Source organism: Bradyrhizobium sp. 142 (genome assembly GCF_023074015.1).
In the GTDB taxonomy this organism is placed as follows: Bacteria; Pseudomonadota; Alphaproteobacteria; order Rhizobiales; family Xanthobacteraceae; genus Bradyrhizobium.
The window spans coordinates 47,733-64,279 of record NZ_JADPKQ010000541.1; the positions used below are offsets into that span (position 1 = coordinate 47,733).

Below are 16,547 nucleotides of genomic sequence, written 5' to 3' on the forward strand. Positions count from 1 at the left end.
ACCTTTAGTAGCGGCGCCAGGGCGTCGAGGTCGCCCGGTAGTACGCGGAATAGGAGATGTGGCGGGCATAGACTCGCCGCATCATCGGATCCGCTTTCGCCATCATCCGCAGCGCCGCCACGACAACGATCCAGATCGCGGCGCCAAGGATTGCCGCGTACCAGGTGAGCACGACGAAGATCAGGATGACTGCGGCAAGACCGGTCAGCAGGACGAGCTCGCGATCGGCGCCGAACAGCAGGTTCGGTCGCGACAGCGCGCGATGAATGCGGTTGCGTCTGAGATTGGCGCCGACCTCAGCCATGACTGATGTCCCCTGCCCTGTCGGCGATCGACGGCGTGCGCGCGACGTCGCCGATCGAGGCGCCGCTCGAACCGAACAAGGCGACGATCTGCGTGGCGCCAAGAAGGATGCCGGCGACGAGCACGACGTACATGAGACGCCGCGCGAAATCGTTGAGCTCGCCGCCGAAGATCAGCATCCCGCCAGCAACCGCCACGGCCGCAAGTGCGATGAACCCGGCCACGGGACCGGTGATCGATTGCTGGATTTGCTGAAGCGGGCTCTCCCAAGGAAGATTGCCGCCGCCGCTGGTCGATGCGAAGGCAGGGTCGAGCATCACGAGTGCGAGCAGCAGGCCGCCGACACCTGCAATCATCATGCGGTTAGGCGACATGGCGCTCCTCCGTTCGGGTGTAGGATTGGGTTTGGTATTGGCCTGCCGAGAAGCTCTCGACATGAAGCACGTCGCGGACCTGGCGGCCGCGATCGGTCCGCTCGATCGAGACGATCAGGTCGACCGCCTCCCCGATGACCTCGCGCATGGGTTGTTGACTGGCTTCGGCCGTGAGCTGCTCGAGACGGCGCAGCGCGGAAAGCGCGCTGTTGGCGTGGATGGTGGTGATGCCCCCCGGATGGCCGGTGTTCCACGCCTTGAGCAGCGTGAGTGCCGCGCCATCGCGGACCTCGCCGACGATGATGCGATCGGGGCGCAGACGCATGGTGCTCTTGAGCAGGCGCGCCATGTCGACCGTGTCGCTCGTGTGAAGGCAGACGGCGTTGTCGGCCGCGCACTGGATCTCGGCCGTGTCTTCGAGAATGACGAGGCGGTGTTCGGGGACCTGCGCGACGATCGCCGCGATCACGGCGTTGGCGAGTGTGGTCTTCCCCGAGCCAGTGCCGCCGGACACGACGATGTTCAGGCGCGAGGCGATGGCGTTGCGGATGACCGCGAGCTGGTCGACGCTCATCACGCCCTGAGTCACGTAATCATCCAGATCGAAGAGACGCGAAGCCCGCTTCCGGATCGTGAATGCGGGGCCACCGACGATGGGCGGCAGCAAACCTTCGAAGCGATGACCGCCGATCGGCAGTTCGCCAGAAATGATCGGACGCTCGTCGTCTGCCTCCGATTGCAGCGCATGCGCGACGCTGCCGATAATGATCTCGGCGGTCGCGGCCGGCATGTCCCCGGCCGCTGTCATTCCGTGGCCGAGCCGTTCGATGAACAGCCGGCCGTCTGGATTGAGCATGACTTCGACAACGGCGGGATCATCGAGCGCGGCGCAGATCTCGTCGCCAAGCGCGTCCTGGAGTTTGCGGACAAGCCGCGGATGCGAACGAAGTTCAGCCATGGTAATCGGTCGCCACGATCACGCAGCGACGCGCTGAAGGCGCCGCAGGTCCGACCGATAGCCGGCCGGGCAGACCTGTTCGAAGCTGGCTTGGTCGGCCGGCAAGATGCCGGCGACACTCATGGTCTCGCCGATGAGCTTCACATCGCCGAGGCGCCTCATCGGCCAGCCCGCCCGTTGCAGGATGCGTTCGAACCGAACATCCGTCGCGGTGACGATCTCGTCGAAGCCGTTCGACACCGACCACTCGATGATCCCAGCAAACATCGTCAGCGTCGCTTCGTGCAGGAACCCGCGTCCCCTGCCCTCCCCTCTTGTGTCGACGCAGAAGCGCGAGCTCTCGACGCTGGTTAGCTTGCCCGGCAGCCGACCGCCCGGCACCAGTTGTGGGAAGGTCCACGACAACATGGTTGGGCCGGTGGTCGGAAGCAGGCGGGCACAGCCGGCAACGTCGCCGCAGTCGGTGAGGGCCAGGATGTAGGTCGGGTCGAGGGCGTCATATTCGTCGCGCTCGCGGCCCTGCGCGATCCTCACCTGCCAGCCGAGCCGGCCGGCGAACACCCGAGCGCGCAACTGATGCATCTCATCGAGCAGAGACCCCAATCTGCAATGTTCGTTGGCGTCGATCGCAATTGCCCGCATTGGTCGAATCCTCCGTTTCGTTCGGGTGAACGGAGGCAAGTCAGCATGGTGCGGCGGCTTGCACGCTCTGTTGAATTAACGGGGGGCCGGCGAAGCTGCGAGTCGAGGTGAGTCGCGCGTTCAGTGTCGGATTTGGCCGGTTCACAACTCAAGTCGGGTCGAAAAGGATGGTTCGGACTGTAGAATTAACGGGGGAGAAAACGGCGCGGCCGGCTCCGAGCGTGCTTTGTAAGTCTTCGATAAGATTGGACGATTCCGAACGAATCACCGCCTCGCTCTGCACGGCTGAGTACAGCGGTTAAGATGTTGTTAACCTTAAACTACTTGCCACATAGGTCGAATCCCCCATACTGGCGCCTGATCACCGCGTTTCGCTGTTTATGGCGCTATTTTCTGGGCAGGACGGATTGGTATGGGGCTACTCCCAAAATTCGAGTTTGACGAGAAAATCCTCGCACAGGGCGACGAGATCTCGCGGAAGCTCGATCAGCTTCGGCTGGAGAAATTTCCACCCGACGCGAAGAAGACGCTCCGCTTGTTCCCGATGTCGGAGGTCGCGCACTATCTCGGCGTCAGCCCTAATAACCTCAAACGGCTGCATCTCGAAAAGAAAGGCCCCGAGCCCACCATCACAGGGGGGCGGCGCTTCTACACCGCCGAACAGATGATGGAGCTGCGGCACTACCTGGACAAGAACGGGCGATCCGACGCGAAACAGTACGTCCCGTTCCGCAAGCCGGGCGAAAAGCTCCAGGTCATCGCTGTCGTCAATTTCAAGGGCGGATCAGGGAAGACCACGACAGCCGCGCATCTCAGCCAGCACTTGGCGCTGACTGGGCACCGTGTGCTCGCGATCGACCTCGATCCTCAGGCGTCACTGTCGGCACTTCACGGCTTTCAGCCAGAGCTGGATCGAAATCCATCGCTTTATGACGCCATCCGATATGACGAAAAGCGTCGGTCTGTCGCCGAGGTCATCCTGCCCACGAATTTCCCTCTGCTCAAGATCATCCCGGCAAACCTGGAGCTTCAGGAATACGAGTACGACACCCCGCTCTCGATGCAGAGCTCGAATGAAGGCAAGCGGTTCTATGAACGCCTGGGCCGCGCGCTCGAGGAAGTGGAGGATCGATTCGACGTCGTTGTGATCGATTGCCCGCCCCAGCTCGGCTTCCTGACACTGACGGCGCTGACTGCTGCCACGTCTGTTTTGATTACCGTGCATCCGCAGATGCTCGACCTCATGTCCATGAGCCAGTTCCTGCTGATGCTCGGAAACTTCGTGAGGGCGATCCGGGAGAAAGGCGCGACGGTCAACATCGACTGGCTCCGCTACCTGATCACGCGATACGAGCCTATGGATATTCCGCAAACCCAAATGCTCGGCTTCATGCAGTCCATGCTCGCCGAGGAGATTCTCAAGAATCCTATGCTGAAATCGACCGCGATCTCCGACGCTGGGCTGACGAAGCAAACCCTGTATGAAGTGGAGCGCGGCAGTTTCAATCGGGATACCTATGATCGCGCCATCGAAGCGCTGGACGCGGTGAATTTCGAGGTTCAGGAGCTCATCCACCGGGCATGGGGGCGCCTGTGATGTTGACCGCAGTCAAAACCGCCGAAAATCTCTGCGACTTCAAGAGCCTAAGGCGAAACGAGAGGTTTGGTCATGGCTCGTAAAAACCCCTTCGCCAAAATCATTGATGACGATACGCGGACCATTGATGAAGACAAGCGGCCGTCCCGTCCGGTGTCCGACTATGCGGCCAAGGGCGCGTCGCGCTCGCTCCTCAAGTCGCTCGATGAGCTTGCGGCTCGGGCCGACAAGCTTGTGGAGGGGGAAACCATCGTTGAGCTTGAGCCCGAGCTTATCGACGCTTCGTTCGTCCGCGATCGTCGTGCCGACGATGAGGCCGAGTTCAACCAGCTGCTGGAACGAATCCGCGAGCGCGGCCAGGATTCCCCTATTCTGGTCAGGCCCAACCCGAAGTCAGCCGGCCGCTACATGGTGGTCTTCGGGCATCGCCGTTGGAAAGTCGCTCAGGCGCTAGGCCGAAAGGTCCGTGCCGTCGTCAAGGATATCCAGGATCGCGAGCACGTGCTTGCGCTCGGTCAGGAGAACGCTGCTCGTGCCGACGTTCCGTTCATCGATCGTGCCCTTTTCGCCGCCGACGTTGTGCGCCTTCGCTACGACGACGACAACGCCATCATTCTGAGTGCGCTCTCGATCGACCGGACGACGCTCTCAAAGATGCTGTCGGTCGCGGGGCTGCCCTCCCCCATCTTGGATGCCATCGGCCAAGCCAAGAACGTCGGCCGCGATCGCTGGTATGAGTTGAAGCTGCTGCTCGATAGTCCGGCAAACCAGGAGCGCGCCCTTGAAACCATTCGGGAGGATGCCTTTCCGGCGCTCTCGAGCGAGGCACGGTTCGACTTTCTAGTCCGCAAACTGAAGTCGAAGCCGTCGCGCAGGCAAACTCAGACAAGCAAGCGAAACTGGACACCCCAGGATAGCGCGCTCTCGGCGGAGATTTCAGCCGAGGGTAAGAAGTTCACGCTGGCGCTCAAGGCCAAGACGTCTGACGCCCGCGCGTTCGGCGAGTATCTGTCGGAGAACCTCGATCGACTCTACGAGGATTTCCGCAGAGAGACGATCCCACAGGAAACTGGAGGCTAACCCCGCAAAAGAAAAAGGCCCCCGAAACGAGGTTCCGGAAGCCCTTATCTGTTAAGTTTGGCGACTGACAGAATCCCACTTCCGTGAATCAGTGTCAAGTCCAACCGACGCAGTGATGCGCTCGTTTTGGAGGGCGGATTTCTTTTGCCTAGCGATAGGTGAAGGAAAATGCAGACACCCTTATCAACGACGCCCTTTGGGCGGCGGCCGATGACGCTTGGCATGATTTCAAGCCAGCTGGCTGCAAAGGCAAAGCCAGAGACGGCCATCGTTCACAAATGGCACGTCTTTCAGCACATCAAGGAGGCCCGCCAGGTTCTCGGCGCGACCGACCGTGCGCTGACCATCCTGCACGCGCTGTTGTCCTTCCATCCCGAGATCGCGCTCGAGGCCACCAGCGAGGTGATCGTCTGGCCATCCAACGAGCAGTTGATGGCGCGCGCCAACGGGATGCCGCCGACGACGCTGCGCCGGCATCTCGCCGTCCTGGTTGACTGCGGGCTGATCATTCGCAGGGATAGCCCGAACGGCAAGCGCTTTGCGCGCAAGGGGCAGGGCGGCGAGATCGAGCAGGCCTACGGCTTCGACCTGGCTCCGATCGTGGCCCGCGCCGAGGAGTACAAATCGCTCGCGGCCGCTGTGCAGGCCGAGAAGAAGGCATTCCGCGTTGCCAAGGAGCGTCTCACCATCCTGCGCCGGGACATCGTGAAGATGATCGAAGCCGGGGTCGAGGAGGGTGTGCCGGGGGATTGGAGGCGGTTTCAGCAGGCCTACCAGGAGATCGCGGGGCGGATTCCCCGGACCGCGCCGCGGCAGCTCCTGGAAAGCCTCGGCAGCGAGATGGAAACGCTCTGGTGCGAGATCCGCGAGCTATTGGAAACTTTCGCGAAAACACAGAATCCGGACGCCAATGAGTCCCATTCCGGACGCCACATACAGAATTCAAATCCAGACCTTCCATCTGAATCTGAACGAGGCTTGGCGAAGGAAGATGAAGCGGGCGGCAACGCCGCGGCTCCCCAGAACCTGCGGAGCTTGCCGAAGCGTGAGCTCCCCTTGGGGATCGTGCTGGATGCCTGCCCCAACATGCGCTGGCTGATCAAAGGTGGCGAAATCCGCCATTGGCGAGATTTGCTGGCCGCTGCGGAGCTTGCCCGGTCGACGCTGGGGATCAGCCCGAGCGCGTGGCGCGAGGCCAGGGAGGTCCTCGGCGACCAGCAGGCCGCGATTACGCTCGCCGCGATCCACCAGAAAGCGGACCAGATCAATAGTGCCGGCGGTTATCTGCGAAGCCTAACCGACCGCGCCAAGGACGGGAAATTCTCCGCGTGGCCGATGATCATGGCCTTGCTGCGCGCCAAGCTCGACGGAGCGAAACCGCCAACGACACCGCCCACCCAGGGCCCTGGCCGGTCTGAGCCACGAAATCCGACTGAGACCGGCGGGCTCCAGCCGAGCGCCGAATTGCGGGCTCTTCTCGCGAAGCGGCCGAAATGACCAAAACGGCGCCCGCAATGACTCCGTCGCTACAGACGACTCAGCTACGGTTTTCTGGCCAACAAAGGATGGGAGAGGGCGATTTGACCGGAGACTCCACATGCGTCGGCGGCGCGATCGCGGCGGCCCTCGAACGGGCCGAGGAGCTGCGCAGCCTCAGCGACCGCCCGGCTTGCGTGCGGATCATGACGATCTTTGGCGATGATCGCTCAGGTCTCACGATTAACGCTCGCATCGCGGCACGAACGCCGGCGGAGCATCCGCGCAGGAAGGTCTCGGGACGCGGTGCATCCCATGGGACGAGCTCGACGCGCGTGCCGGCGAGATCGTTGGCTTGGTAGCCGAGGTCGTTGGCGAGGTGACGTTGGCCGTCCGAAACGCCCCGCCAGTGCCGCGGCCGAGCCGCTCGGAAGATGATCTTGAGCTTGCCGCGTTCGACGAACTCATCGACGAGCTCGGGCGAACGATCACCCAGTCGGCTTTTTCCGTGCTGGAAACGCATCCGGCCAAGCACGTCTCGCGCGAGCTGGGGAGCGAAGCCGCGATGTTGGCCGCGCTGAAATTCGCGGCACTCGCGGCCTATACCGGCCATGTCGGACTGAATGACGCCCAGGACGAGCTCCGAATGGCAATGGGCGAGGTGATGAGCAACATGCGCGCTTCGCCTGAGTTGGCGCGTCGACAGAGCTTGAATTCGTAGATCGATACGGACGTTGCCGGATTCCGCGAGCTGGCTAGCCAGCAGATGCCATCTTGATGGCATGGCGTTTTCGGCTTATATGCTTAAGAAAGGAGTCGTTATGGCCGAACCACAGCTCTCAGTCCGGAGTGCAAGGGCGCGAGATCTTGCCCATCGTCTGGCGCGTCGGGAGCATCGCTCGATCGCGGACGTCGTCGAGCGGGCACTCGAAGCTTACGAGGAACGCGTGGCCGGGCGCGAACCACCCGCGGAGTTCTACGCCCGACTTCGGGCAAGCGGGGATGCGGACATTGACCTCGAGGCGATCATTCGCCAAGGGCGGCGATCGCATACCGGACCTGACCTTTGATCTTTCTCGATACCAATGTGATCTCGGAGACCTTGAGGAAGGCGCCTGACGACGCAGTCATCGCCTGGCTGGTTCGCCACGATGCGGAGCTCGCGCTTCCCACGGTCACGATCGCCGAGATCGCCTTCGGCATTCAGAAGATCAGGCCCGACCAGCGCGCCGCGCGCCTGGAACGCGGCTTGTCGGAGTGGCGCCGCCGCTTCGCCGATCGGATTTTTGGCCTGACGGAAGAGGCTGCACTCGCCTACGGCGACATCATGGGAGAGGCGACGCGCCGTGGCCAACCGATGTCGGCGCCGGACGGTATGATCGCAGCCATCGTCCGCGTCAACGGCGGCCGCTTGGCCACGCGGAATCTCAGTGATTTTGCCTCGACCGGTCTCGACTTTATCTCGCCGTGGAACTTCTAAGGCGCGGGTAAGGGAGGGGCTTCAGAGCCCAGCTGCTTTGGTGAGATTGACGCGGAAGCGGTCGCGCCGCCGCTGGTAGCGTCGGGTCATCTCGGCGGAAGCGTGACCGAGCTGCTTCTGGACGTAGCGCTCGTCCACCTCGGCCGAGGAGGCGAGGCCGGCGCGCAGCGAATGCCCGGCGAACTTCGTCTCGCGCTCTCCCTCCGGCAGATCGGCGCGCACGCCGGCGGCCAGGGCCGCGCGTTTGACCAGCCGCGCGACCTGCTGGTCGCTCAGGCGATCGGGTCCGACGTCCTTGCCTTGACCGCGCACCCGGCGGAACAGCGGGCCGTGGCCGATCCGGGCCAGCTTCAGCCAGATCTGTAGGGCGACGACCGGGCAGGTCGCGTCGGATGAGCCGCGGCCGATCTCGAGCTCGCGCCAGCCGGTCTTGCCGCGCAGGGTGACAATCAGGGCCTGGTCGAGGATCTCGACCCAGCCGGAAGAATCCTCGGTCTGGTCACGGCCACAATCCAGCCCGACGATCTCCGAGCGCCGCAGGCCGCCGGCAAAGCCGATCAGCAGCATGGCGCGATCGCGTAAGCCCCGCAGCGTGCCACGGTCGAGCGTCTCAAGCATGGCGATGACGTCCTCCGGCAGCACCGCTTCCTTCTGGCGGGGCGGGGCGGCGTGGGTGTTGCGGATGCCGGCCAGCACGGTCGCGATATGCCGATCCGCTCGGTCGAGCGGCGTCCCGCGCTGGGCATAATTCCAGGCGAGCGCCGAAAGCCGCCGCTCGATCGTCGCGACCGCATTCGCCTGGCGATCGGCGGTCGCCGCGCCGGAGGCGCAGGCGGTGATGTAGAGGCCGACGGTTTGCGCCGACGGCGGCAGGACCTCGAGGCCCTGGCGCCGGCACCAGGCGGAAAAGTGCTTCCAGTCCGACGCATAGGCCCGGCGGGTGTTGGCCGAGCTCGCGGCGTCGACATAGCCGCGGGCGCGCTCGGCCAGGCGCGCGAGATGGGCCGGCAGGCTGGCGGCCGGAAGCGGGGCGGGGAGGCCGCCGCGGGTCGCGACTGAGGCCTCCGCCGCGGAAAGATCGACGCCAGGAGGCGGGCTGTCCGGCGATGCGGAGGCGTCCGGAGCGCGATTGTCCGGGGTCTGGGCGGCGATATCGGGCATTCCTTATATTAAGAGAAAAACGAATGATAAGGCAACATTATCGTTCGTTTTTATCCCCAGACAAGCTCGGCGGTTTAGTGCGGTTCCGGTGGCCATAAGCGCCGCGTGAGGTTACTCTCACCCATGCTCTCTCGCGCGCGAATCATGCCCGAGCCCCCGCCCACCTTCCCACCTGTTCCGGGCTGGACGCGGCAGGTCGCGTCCACACAACCGATTGGCGATGCGATGTTTTTTGCCGGCAGCGCGCTTGCTGCCGTCCACCCGATTGCGCGTTGCGAGCACCCGCTTGGTGGGCTCTGGCGCCAGCGCCTGGCGCTCGCCAGCGCCGCTCTCCTCGCGCGGCACGGCGGGCGGTCAGAAGACGAAGCGGCGCTGCGCGACGCCTGGTATCTGCGGCGGGAGGGCGACGACCCGGGGCCGGGCGGCCGTATCCTCAAGGCCTGGCGGCATCTCGGCCAGCATGCCGCCATGATGTCGAAGGACTCGGTGCCGCAGGACCGGATGCTGGTCCTGTCCACGCTGCTCGAACTGCGCTTCAACGACGCGCTCGATGACGTCGTCACCGCCGCGGCGAACCTAGCGGCAGGACAGGGGAGCGCTGTTGCGGCCGCCGCCGAGATCGCGGCGACGAGCCTGCGCTCCGTGCCCGAAAGCGAACCGCTCGCCCTTTGGCTTGCGGACGTTGTGCTCGCGCATCGTCTGAAGTGGCCGATGGCCGTGCCGCTGATCGCGAGCCAGGTCCGTCGCGCCGATTTGCGCGCCGCCAGTAAGGCGGACGCCAGTGACCAAGCATGGCCAACGGCCTGCGCATTGGCCTATGCACGCGCCGCCGCAGCAGCATCCGATCTCTACGTCGGCCTCGTAGGGCGGGCTAATCGGCTGCTGGCGACCGCGCCGAAGCTGCGCGGCCGCGACGCCGATAGGATGGTACTGATCCTGCTGACGGAAGACGCCCAGCCCGCCGGCGCCGGCAAAACGGCGAGTGACCGGAGCACGCGCCGACTCTTCGAGCGACTGGTGGCGCTCGGCGCCGTGCGCGAGCTCACCGGCCGTTCGAGCTTCCGGCTCTACGGGCTGTGATGCCATGGGGCGGCGCGCGCGAGCGAAAGAGGAGCTCGACACCGAACTGGCCGACCTGCCGCCGGACCTGCGCTGGCGCGAATGGATGGGCCGGGTCGAGGCTGTGATCTTCGCCTCGTCCGCGCGGGTGACGCGCGATGTCCTCGCGCGCGTTGTCGGCCGCAACTGCAGTATTGACCTTCTGATTGACGACATCCGCGACGAGCTGCGCGGCCGCCCTTACGAGCTCGTATCCGTCGCCGGCGGATGGCAGCACAGGACCAGGAAAAACTTCGCCGAGGCGATCCGGGCTGCGATCGGCGCCGGCAACGGCGGCAAGGATTTGTCACAGACTGAAGCGCTGATCCTCGCCTGCATCGCTTATTATCAGCCGATCACGCGTTCCCAATTGTCATCCTTCTTCGGCAAGGAGGTCAGCCGCGATACCGTCGGGCGTCTACGCGGATTGGAGTTCATCGCTGCCGGGCCCCGTAGCCCGCAACCCGGCGCGCCCTACACTTACGTAACGACCAACGCGTTCCTGTCGCACTTCGGCTTGGAGACGCTGCGGGATTTGCCCGACATGGAAGCTCTGGAGGACGCTGGCCTCCTCAGCAAGGACAAGCTGCTGGCCGGGGAGTTTCCGGACCCCTTGCCGGCACATGGAGAAGACCAGGTGGATGACGAAAAAGCTGCCGGTTGGACAGAGTCGGGCTAGCCAAATGTTGGCCGCCAATCGGCTTGCTTTTCCGATTATCCACGCCAGCGCAAGCGATTTAGCCCCGCGTCCGCTGAACTGCGAGAGAACCCCGCGGGAGCTCGCTGAAGAATGCTGCGTGACACACGCGTCGCGTACCTTGCCGTTATCATTGACCGAACATAGCCTAGAGCTATGATTGGGAGGTCGATGGATTCTCAAAGCGAAGCTACCGACGTGCGCGTATATGTCGTTGGCCGGATAGAGAGCTGGTCCCGGTTGTCTGAACAGAGTTTCCGCGGCGTGCTGCCATCAAGACTCGAATGGGGACGCCTGCTGTTGTACAACGAAGTTTGAGAACGCCAACAGGACCGTTCTTCGCGAGGTTCTTTATCGATATCATCCTTGGTTTGGTCGCCGAGTTTGCGTTCATGGGCCGTCGACAAGGGTGGCGATGTGGCCTTCCGCTGCACGCTGGATGGATAGCAAGCAGATCGTTGGCTGGAGTCCAGCATGGATGTTCGACCGGACGGCATGCCCTGAGGCGGAGCTTTTGGCAGCTCGGCCATTTGTCAGCATAACCGCACTTGCAGCGCATGATCTCTGACAACGTCAGGCCTCATCATCTGGAGCGAAAGGCGATTCCTTACGTGCGCCAATCCTCGGCCCATCAGGTGTTGCACAATCGCGACAGCAGCGCGTTGCAATACGCCATGCGGAACCGGCTCACGGCGCTCGGGTGGTCAGAGATCGAACCGATCGATGATGATCTCGGTCGTTCGAGCCGCCGCCGGCGTACAACGAGCCGGTTTCGAGCTAATTGTAGCGGAGGTTTGCCTCGGTAAGCTTGGGGTGGTTTGCGCCCGCGAGGTCTCGCGCTTCGCCCGCAACAGCCGGGATTGGCAGCAACTCGTCGGGATGTGCCGCGTGGTCAATACCGTTCTGATCGATCAGGAGACCATCTACTGCTGCTCGCGCTCAAGGGCAACCTCAACGAGTAGAGCTGGATCTGTGGCGCCAGCGCTCGCTCTCGGCCCGCTACGAGAAGGCGGGCCGGGGCGAGTTGGTTGTGGCGGCGCCCGTCGGCTTCGTGAAGGCCGGCGACCGTTATGAGAAAGACCGGATCGGCGTGTCCAGGAACGACGCCAACGCGCTCCAGCGCCCGAAGCGATTTTTCGGCTCGCCGCGCGTAACATCGAGGAAGGCGGCTCGCTGACAATCATCGATTCGGAAGTTCGACAAGCTCGAGGAACTGGGCAGCGCGCGACAGGCGCTCTGCTGGCTCCAGGAGTACAAGCTCGATCTGCCAGTGAAGCAGACCAACGGCGACACGGCCTGGCGGCGACCGAGCTACTCCGCCATCCAAGGGATCAATGAGAACCCGGTCTACGGCGGCGCCTGTGCCTATGGTAAGATGGCTGTGGCGGCAGCATCCACCGCCGAGCGTGAGCGTGAAGATCCGCCGCAAGACGCGGAACCAATGGTTGTCGCTGAAGCCCAATACCCATGACGGGTATGTGAGCTGGGAGAGGTTCGAGGCGATCGATCCGCGCTATGGTCAGCAGCAGCGTTCCCACTGGTCGGCATCACGACGCGGCCAAGCATGATGACGCGGTGCTGGCCGGTCTGATCCGGTGCAAGCGCTGCGGCCGCAAGCTCAAACTCCGCTACTCCGACCTAAAGCACCATATCCCGCGCTACAGCTGTAGCCGCGCCCGGATGGACAATGGCGGCCTTCACTGCATCACCTTCGGCGGCGGCGGATTGCGCATCGATCATGCAATCGAGGAAGCACTGCTTGGCGTCGTCGGTCCGGCGCTATCGCCGCGGCAATCGCTGCCGCCAAGGGAGCTAGGGACGGCGTGATCGGGTGCGCGATGCTCTCAGTCGCGACCTCAAGGCGGCGCGCTATGCCTCCGACAGGGCTTTCCGGCAATACGATGCCGCTGACCCCCCGAACCGGCTCGTGGCCAGTGAGCTGGAAGCGCGCTGGACCAGAGCGCTCGCTCACGCGGCGGAGGTCGAGGGCAAGATCGCTATGCATGATGCGACAACGCCCGCCCCCTTGCTGACCCAGCTTCGCTCGGCGTTCTGGCCTCGAACCTCAACCGGTCTGGGAACGGCAAGGGCGCATGGCGCGAGACAACGTGTTTGTCGAACAGCTCTGGCGCGCAGCGTCAAATACGAGGGGTGTACCTCGGGGCGTTTACCGGCTGAACTGCGAGCCCTGATCCGTGTTGAAGATGTCCGACTTGCCCTGACGAGCCAAGGCACCCTCCAGCGTCTCGACGCAGAAGGCTGCTTCCATGGTGATCGACAGCCGCCACGATAGAACACGACGTGTCGCCCAGTCCAGCACGACGGCGAGATAGACGAAGCCACTCGCCATCGGGATGGTAGGTGATCTCCATCGCCCAGACCTGGTTCGGCCGCGTGATCGCCATGCCGCGCAGCAGATACGCACGGGATCTTGTCGCCGGGCTCAGGCCTGGTGGTGCGCGGACGGCGATAGAGCGCCTCTAGCCCCATCCGTCGCATCAGCGTTTTGTCAACACGCGATGCCAAGCACGTGCCGCGCAAGACCGATGTCGGCGATGCGCAATGGCTGCAGCGGCTCTATTCGTTCGGGTTTCTGCGGGCCAGCTCTTCGGCCCAAAGGTTGCCGAGCTGCGAGCCTACGTGCGTCAGCGCGAGCGTCTGCTGGAGTACGCGGCCTCACGTATCCAAGATGCAGAAGGCCTTGACGGAGATGAATCTTCAGTTGCACCACGTCGTCGCCGACATGACCGGTGGGACCGGCCTGCGTATCATCCTCGCGATCCTTGCCGGCGAGCGCGATCCGGAGGCACTGGCATGCTTGCGCCACTACAACTGCCACTCCAGCGCCGAGACGATCGCGAAGGCGCTCACCGGAAGCTACCGCGCCGAGCATCTGTTTGCGCTCGAGCAGGCACTTGCGCTTTATGACGCCTACCACGAGAAGGCATCCGCTTGCGACGCCTGGATCGAAGCCGTGTTGAAGGAACTGAGCATCCATCGCGGTCATGGCCATGGACCGGCGCCGCCGGTCTCGCGGCGTCGGAATCGAACCGATCAGGCGAACGCTTTAGCTTCCGGCGTCCGCGAGACGCTGTTCGCGTTGCTCGGAAAGGACATCACCACGATCGACGGCCTCGGTTCTTACCTCTCGCTGATGTTCGGCTCATCGGGCTGGACGCGAATGCAAAGCCAAGACGGTCCAGCGAAAATCCAATTATACCGCAACACCTGCTGGGCAACTGCGACTTCCGTGCGGAAGCGGCCGAAGGTGACCAGACGATGTATGACATCATCTTCGACCAATCGACCGGCTTTGCACTTTCGCGCGCATACAGGGAGGCGGCTGGATCCCTGCAGGCAGCCAGCACATTGTGGCCGAAAGAAAGAGAGGATGTGGTTTGGCGGAGCGCGATAGGCACAGCAGGGCGCGGGCACCTGGACGCGCAGCGCCACGCATCCGAGAAATCACCGCAACAACGATCCACGGCTTTTGCCAGGGTATCCTTCGTTCGCACGGGATCGACGCCGGCCTTGACCCGGGTTCGCGGGTGGTCGACCAGGCCATTGCTAATGCCCTCTTTATGAAATGGCTCGCGACCTGGCTGAAGAAGATGCTGACGCTTGGCGACGAACGGGATCGTCCAATTCCTGTTCTTGCAAAGGACGACCCGGTGGGGGGCGAGCGCGTCGCGAGCTTGCCATCCTCCGGCGCGAACATCGCAGCGCGACTGCACCGACACCCGATTGTCCCACTCGCCCGGACCGCGGGGACCAGGAGAGACGTGGACAGCGGAGCTCATCACCGATCTCGAGCGCCTCTCTGCGTTCTTTGGGGGCGATCACGCGAACGCCGCCTTTTCCGATCTGTGGCGCCTGACCCTGCCGCCGCGCATCAGCATGATGCGGCAGAAAAGTATCGACTTACTGCCCTATAACAGGATGCGCGCTTGGCAGCAGGCTCTCGGCGAGGCGGATGGGCGGCGTCGCGGACAGGAAGCGGCCGAACACTTCGAGAAAGTTCGCGGCCTATCGAACGCTGATCGGCTCCATCGCAATGCCTGGTGTATGAAGCGCTGCGCACCTAACCGGAGTGGTCGAGGCTTACGACCGCGCAAACGCGAGGCGGCCGTCCTCGTTTTCGACGACTTGTTTGCGGCAGCCGCGAGCTCTTGTCTGCGAGAATTCCGACACGCGCGCCTGGCTCGCTGGCCGCTATGCGCATCTGCTGGTCGATGAACTCCAGGATACTGATCCCGTGCAGGTGGAAATCGTATTCTGCATAGCCGCGCATGTCGCAGCCAGCGACCTGGAGCAATGCCGTCTTGCGCCCCGGGGCGCTGTTTCTGGTGGGAGATCACAAACAGGCGATCTATCGCTTTCGCAGCGCTGACGTAGAATCTTACGCGCTGGCGAAGTCCGTGATCGGCAAGACCAAGAACGGCTGGCTGCTTGCTGTCACCGCGAATTTCAGATCCCGCCCGGAGATTATGCGCACGTCAACCGCGTATTTCAGGACGTTCTCGGAAAGAAGGGGCAGCCCGGCTTCGTACCGCTCGCTTCGACCCTTGCGCTGCCGCCGTTGCCGTTCGCTGCTACAGCAAAGCTGACAATCGGCGTTCCGCGGGACGCAAGCGACGAGGACGAGCGCGAAGCGGAAGCGGCAGCTGTTGCCCAGCTGTGCGCGCGCCTTATTGGCGCCCTGAGAATCTGCCGCCGCGAGGGGACGGAGCGATACTTGCGCGCAGGCGACATCACATTGCTTGCGCCGATGCATACTCTGGCGCTATGAACGCGCCCTTGAAGCGCAACGCATCGCAGTGGCCTCCCAGGCACGTTACGCGCTCTTCCGGCGCCAGAACGTTAGGACGTCGTCATCCTGGTCCGCGCACTTGCGGACCCGCTGGACACTTCGGCGCCTTCATGCGAGGTCCCATTGTCGGGCTATGCAACGAAGACGTTCTCGATATCACGGCGGCGCTCTCTCCCGATCAGGACGGGCGCCGACGCTTCCAGCTGCGGACGCGGGCGGACGACGTCATTAACCCCCTCGCAAAGGATGTTCTCTTGAAGCTCCAGGCGCTGCATGGTCTTGCCGCCGAACTCACGCCGATGCAGCTCGTCGTCTTCGCGACCGAGCGCCTGAACGTTGAGAGTGATTATGGCGGCCCGGCATTGCCAGCGGAACGCGCGCGCTCTCGCGAACCTTGATGCTATCGAACGTCTCAACGGCAGAGATCCAGCGGCGGATCGAGGTGGTCGGCATCTTCCCCAACGAGGATGTCATCGTCCGCCTCATCGGGGCGATCCTGCTCGAACAGAACGACGAGTGGGCCGTGCAGCGGGCACGCTATATGGAGAGCTGGCCCCGGTTGTTTGGACAGCGCCCCGCGGGATTTAAGTGGATTCCTGCCGGGTTATGCTGAACGCGGAACCTTACGATTTTGTCGTTGCGTCGGGAGGGGCGTAGCCCGACCAGAGCGACGACAAAATCGTCGGCGACGGTCATGCGGCCATCACCATAGCTTGCGTGCCGAAGTAAGCCTCGTCGGGCGTGCGCCCGTCAAGGCTCGAGTGAGGGCGTCTGCGGCGCGGCAATCAGGATGGAAGTGCAGCGTCAATCAGGATGAGAGAGCTTCGCCGGGCTCGTGACGCAGGGAGGGCGTAGCCCAGCAGGAGGTCGG

General features: G+C 63.5%; 19 protein-coding genes and 2 pseudogenes. 15 read left to right on the forward strand and 6 right to left on the reverse strand.

What is annotated here, in order from left to right:
* Positions 1 to 4: 4 nt before the first annotated feature.
* Genes IVA82_RS47940 through traI form a run of 4 tightly spaced genes read right to left on the reverse strand, consistent with a single transcriptional unit; the run spans position 5 to position 2,277 of the window.
* Entirely contained in the window at positions 5 to 304 is a 300-nt protein-coding gene (locus IVA82_RS47940) for a conjugal transfer protein TrbD (RefSeq protein WP_247494052.1), read from the reverse strand.
* On the reverse strand, positions 297 to 677 hold the full coding sequence (locus IVA82_RS47945; RefSeq protein WP_256469860.1) for a TrbC/VirB2 family protein: 381 nt from the start codon (positions 675 to 677) through the stop codon (positions 297 to 299). The genes IVA82_RS47940 and IVA82_RS47945 overlap by 8 nt, the downstream gene beginning before the upstream one ends.
* Positions 667 to 1,635 carry a P-type conjugative transfer ATPase TrbB gene (gene trbB, locus IVA82_RS47950; protein ID WP_247494053.1) on the reverse strand — a complete coding sequence of 323 codons (969 nt, stop codon included), beginning with the start codon at positions 1,633 to 1,635 and terminating at the stop codon, positions 667 to 669. The genes IVA82_RS47945 and trbB overlap by 11 nt, the downstream gene beginning before the upstream one ends.
* A gap of 18 nt (positions 1,636 to 1,653) precedes the next feature.
* Entirely contained in the window at positions 1,654 to 2,277 is a 624-nt protein-coding gene (gene traI, locus IVA82_RS47955) for an acyl-homoserine-lactone synthase TraI (RefSeq protein WP_247494054.1), read from the reverse strand.
* 412 nt (positions 2,278 to 2,689) lie between these two features.
* On the opposite strand from traI, the gene repA reads away from it, so the two are divergent.
* The 6 genes from repA (at position 2,690) to IVA82_RS47985 (ending at position 7,910) form a co-directional block, all read left to right on the forward strand.
* Positions 2,690 to 3,874 (forward strand): plasmid partitioning protein RepA, encoded by a 1,185-nt coding sequence (repA, locus tag IVA82_RS47960; protein WP_247494055.1) that lies wholly within the window; start codon positions 2,690 to 2,692, stop codon positions 3,872 to 3,874.
* 72 nt (positions 3,875 to 3,946) lie between these two features.
* A complete protein-coding gene (repB, locus tag IVA82_RS47965) occupies positions 3,947 to 4,954 on the forward strand; it encodes a plasmid partitioning protein RepB (protein WP_247494056.1) in 1,008 nt (335 codons plus the stop codon).
* 168 nt (positions 4,955 to 5,122) lie between these two features.
* Positions 5,123 to 6,451, forward strand: coding sequence for a plasmid replication protein RepC (gene repC / locus IVA82_RS47970; RefSeq protein ID WP_247494057.1), 1,329 nt, complete (start codon positions 5,123 to 5,125; stop codon positions 6,449 to 6,451).
* A 334-nt stretch (positions 6,452 to 6,785) separates the two neighbouring features.
* Positions 6,786 to 7,151 carry a hypothetical protein gene (locus IVA82_RS47975; protein WP_247494058.1) on the forward strand — a complete coding sequence of 122 codons (366 nt, stop codon included), beginning with the start codon at positions 6,786 to 6,788 and terminating at the stop codon, positions 7,149 to 7,151.
* A 100-nt stretch (positions 7,152 to 7,251) separates the two neighbouring features.
* Positions 7,252 to 7,500, forward strand: a complete 249-nt coding sequence (locus tag IVA82_RS47980; protein WP_247494059.1) for a type II toxin-antitoxin system VapB family antitoxin — start codon at positions 7,252 to 7,254, stop codon at positions 7,498 to 7,500.
* The gene (locus tag IVA82_RS47985; RefSeq protein ID WP_247494060.1) at positions 7,497 to 7,910 is read left to right on the forward strand and encodes a type II toxin-antitoxin system VapC family toxin; all 414 of its coding nucleotides are present in this window, start codon (positions 7,497 to 7,499) and stop codon (positions 7,908 to 7,910) included. Before IVA82_RS47980 ends, IVA82_RS47985 begins: the two co-directional genes overlap by 4 nt.
* A 21-nt stretch (positions 7,911 to 7,931) precedes the next feature.
* Here the strand turns inward: IVA82_RS47985 and IVA82_RS47990 are convergent, their stop codons facing one another.
* Positions 7,932 to 9,071 carry a site-specific integrase gene (locus tag IVA82_RS47990; protein ID WP_247494061.1) on the reverse strand — a complete coding sequence of 380 codons (1,140 nt, stop codon included), beginning with the start codon at positions 9,069 to 9,071 and terminating at the stop codon, positions 7,932 to 7,934.
* Positions 9,072 to 9,215: 144 nt separating this feature from the next.
* On the opposite strand from IVA82_RS47990, the gene IVA82_RS47995 reads away from it, so the two are divergent.
* The 4 genes from IVA82_RS47995 (at position 9,216) to IVA82_RS48010 (ending at position 12,693) form a co-directional block, all read left to right on the forward strand.
* Complete coding sequence (locus IVA82_RS47995) at positions 9,216 to 10,151, forward strand: DUF1403 family protein (protein ID WP_247494062.1); 936 nt, start codon at positions 9,216 to 9,218, stop codon at positions 10,149 to 10,151.
* A gap of 4 nt (positions 10,152 to 10,155) precedes the next feature.
* Positions 10,156 to 10,848 carry an SMC-Scp complex subunit ScpB gene (locus IVA82_RS48000; RefSeq protein ID WP_247494063.1) on the forward strand — a complete coding sequence of 231 codons (693 nt, stop codon included), beginning with the start codon at positions 10,156 to 10,158 and terminating at the stop codon, positions 10,846 to 10,848.
* 1,231 nt (positions 10,849 to 12,079) lie between these two features.
* Positions 12,080 to 12,337, forward strand: a complete 258-nt coding sequence (locus IVA82_RS48005) for a recombinase family protein (RefSeq protein WP_247494070.1) — start codon at positions 12,080 to 12,082, stop codon at positions 12,335 to 12,337.
* Positions 12,338 to 12,381: 44 nt separating this feature from the next.
* Positions 12,382 to 12,693 (forward strand): zinc ribbon domain-containing protein, encoded by a 312-nt coding sequence (locus tag IVA82_RS48010; RefSeq protein WP_247494064.1) that lies wholly within the window; start codon positions 12,382 to 12,384, stop codon positions 12,691 to 12,693.
* A gap of 346 nt (positions 12,694 to 13,039) precedes the next feature.
* On the opposite strand, the pseudogene IVA82_RS48015 reads toward IVA82_RS48010, so the two are convergent.
* A pseudogene (locus IVA82_RS48015) lies at positions 13,040 to 13,374 on the reverse strand (DDE-type integrase/transposase/recombinase); the annotation flags it as partial.
* Between the two features lie 193 nt (positions 13,375 to 13,567).
* Between IVA82_RS48015 and IVA82_RS48020 the strand changes: the two are divergent.
* The 5 genes and pseudogenes from IVA82_RS48020 to IVA82_RS48030 all read left to right on the forward strand — a co-directional run.
* Positions 13,568 to 14,281, forward strand: coding sequence for a hypothetical protein (locus IVA82_RS48020; protein WP_247494065.1), 714 nt, complete (start codon positions 13,568 to 13,570; stop codon positions 14,279 to 14,281).
* Positions 14,282 to 14,956: 675 nt separating this feature from the next.
* Positions 14,957 to 15,256, forward strand: coding sequence for a UvrD-helicase domain-containing protein (locus IVA82_RS48385; protein WP_346659697.1), 300 nt, complete (start codon positions 14,957 to 14,959; stop codon positions 15,254 to 15,256).
* Entirely contained in the window at positions 15,156 to 15,473 is a 318-nt protein-coding gene (locus IVA82_RS48390; RefSeq protein WP_253075590.1) for a UvrD-helicase domain-containing protein, read from the forward strand. The genes IVA82_RS48385 and IVA82_RS48390 overlap by 101 nt, the downstream gene beginning before the upstream one ends.
* 457 nt (positions 15,474 to 15,930) lie before the next feature.
* Positions 15,931 to 16,074, forward strand: coding sequence for a hypothetical protein (locus IVA82_RS48025; RefSeq protein WP_247494066.1), 144 nt, complete (start codon positions 15,931 to 15,933; stop codon positions 16,072 to 16,074).
* Positions 16,061 to 16,289 (forward strand): annotated as a pseudogene (locus IVA82_RS48030) (transposase); the annotation flags it as partial. The gene IVA82_RS48025 and the pseudogene IVA82_RS48030, both read left to right, overlap by 14 nt.
* Positions 16,290 to 16,547 lie beyond the last annotated feature (258 nt).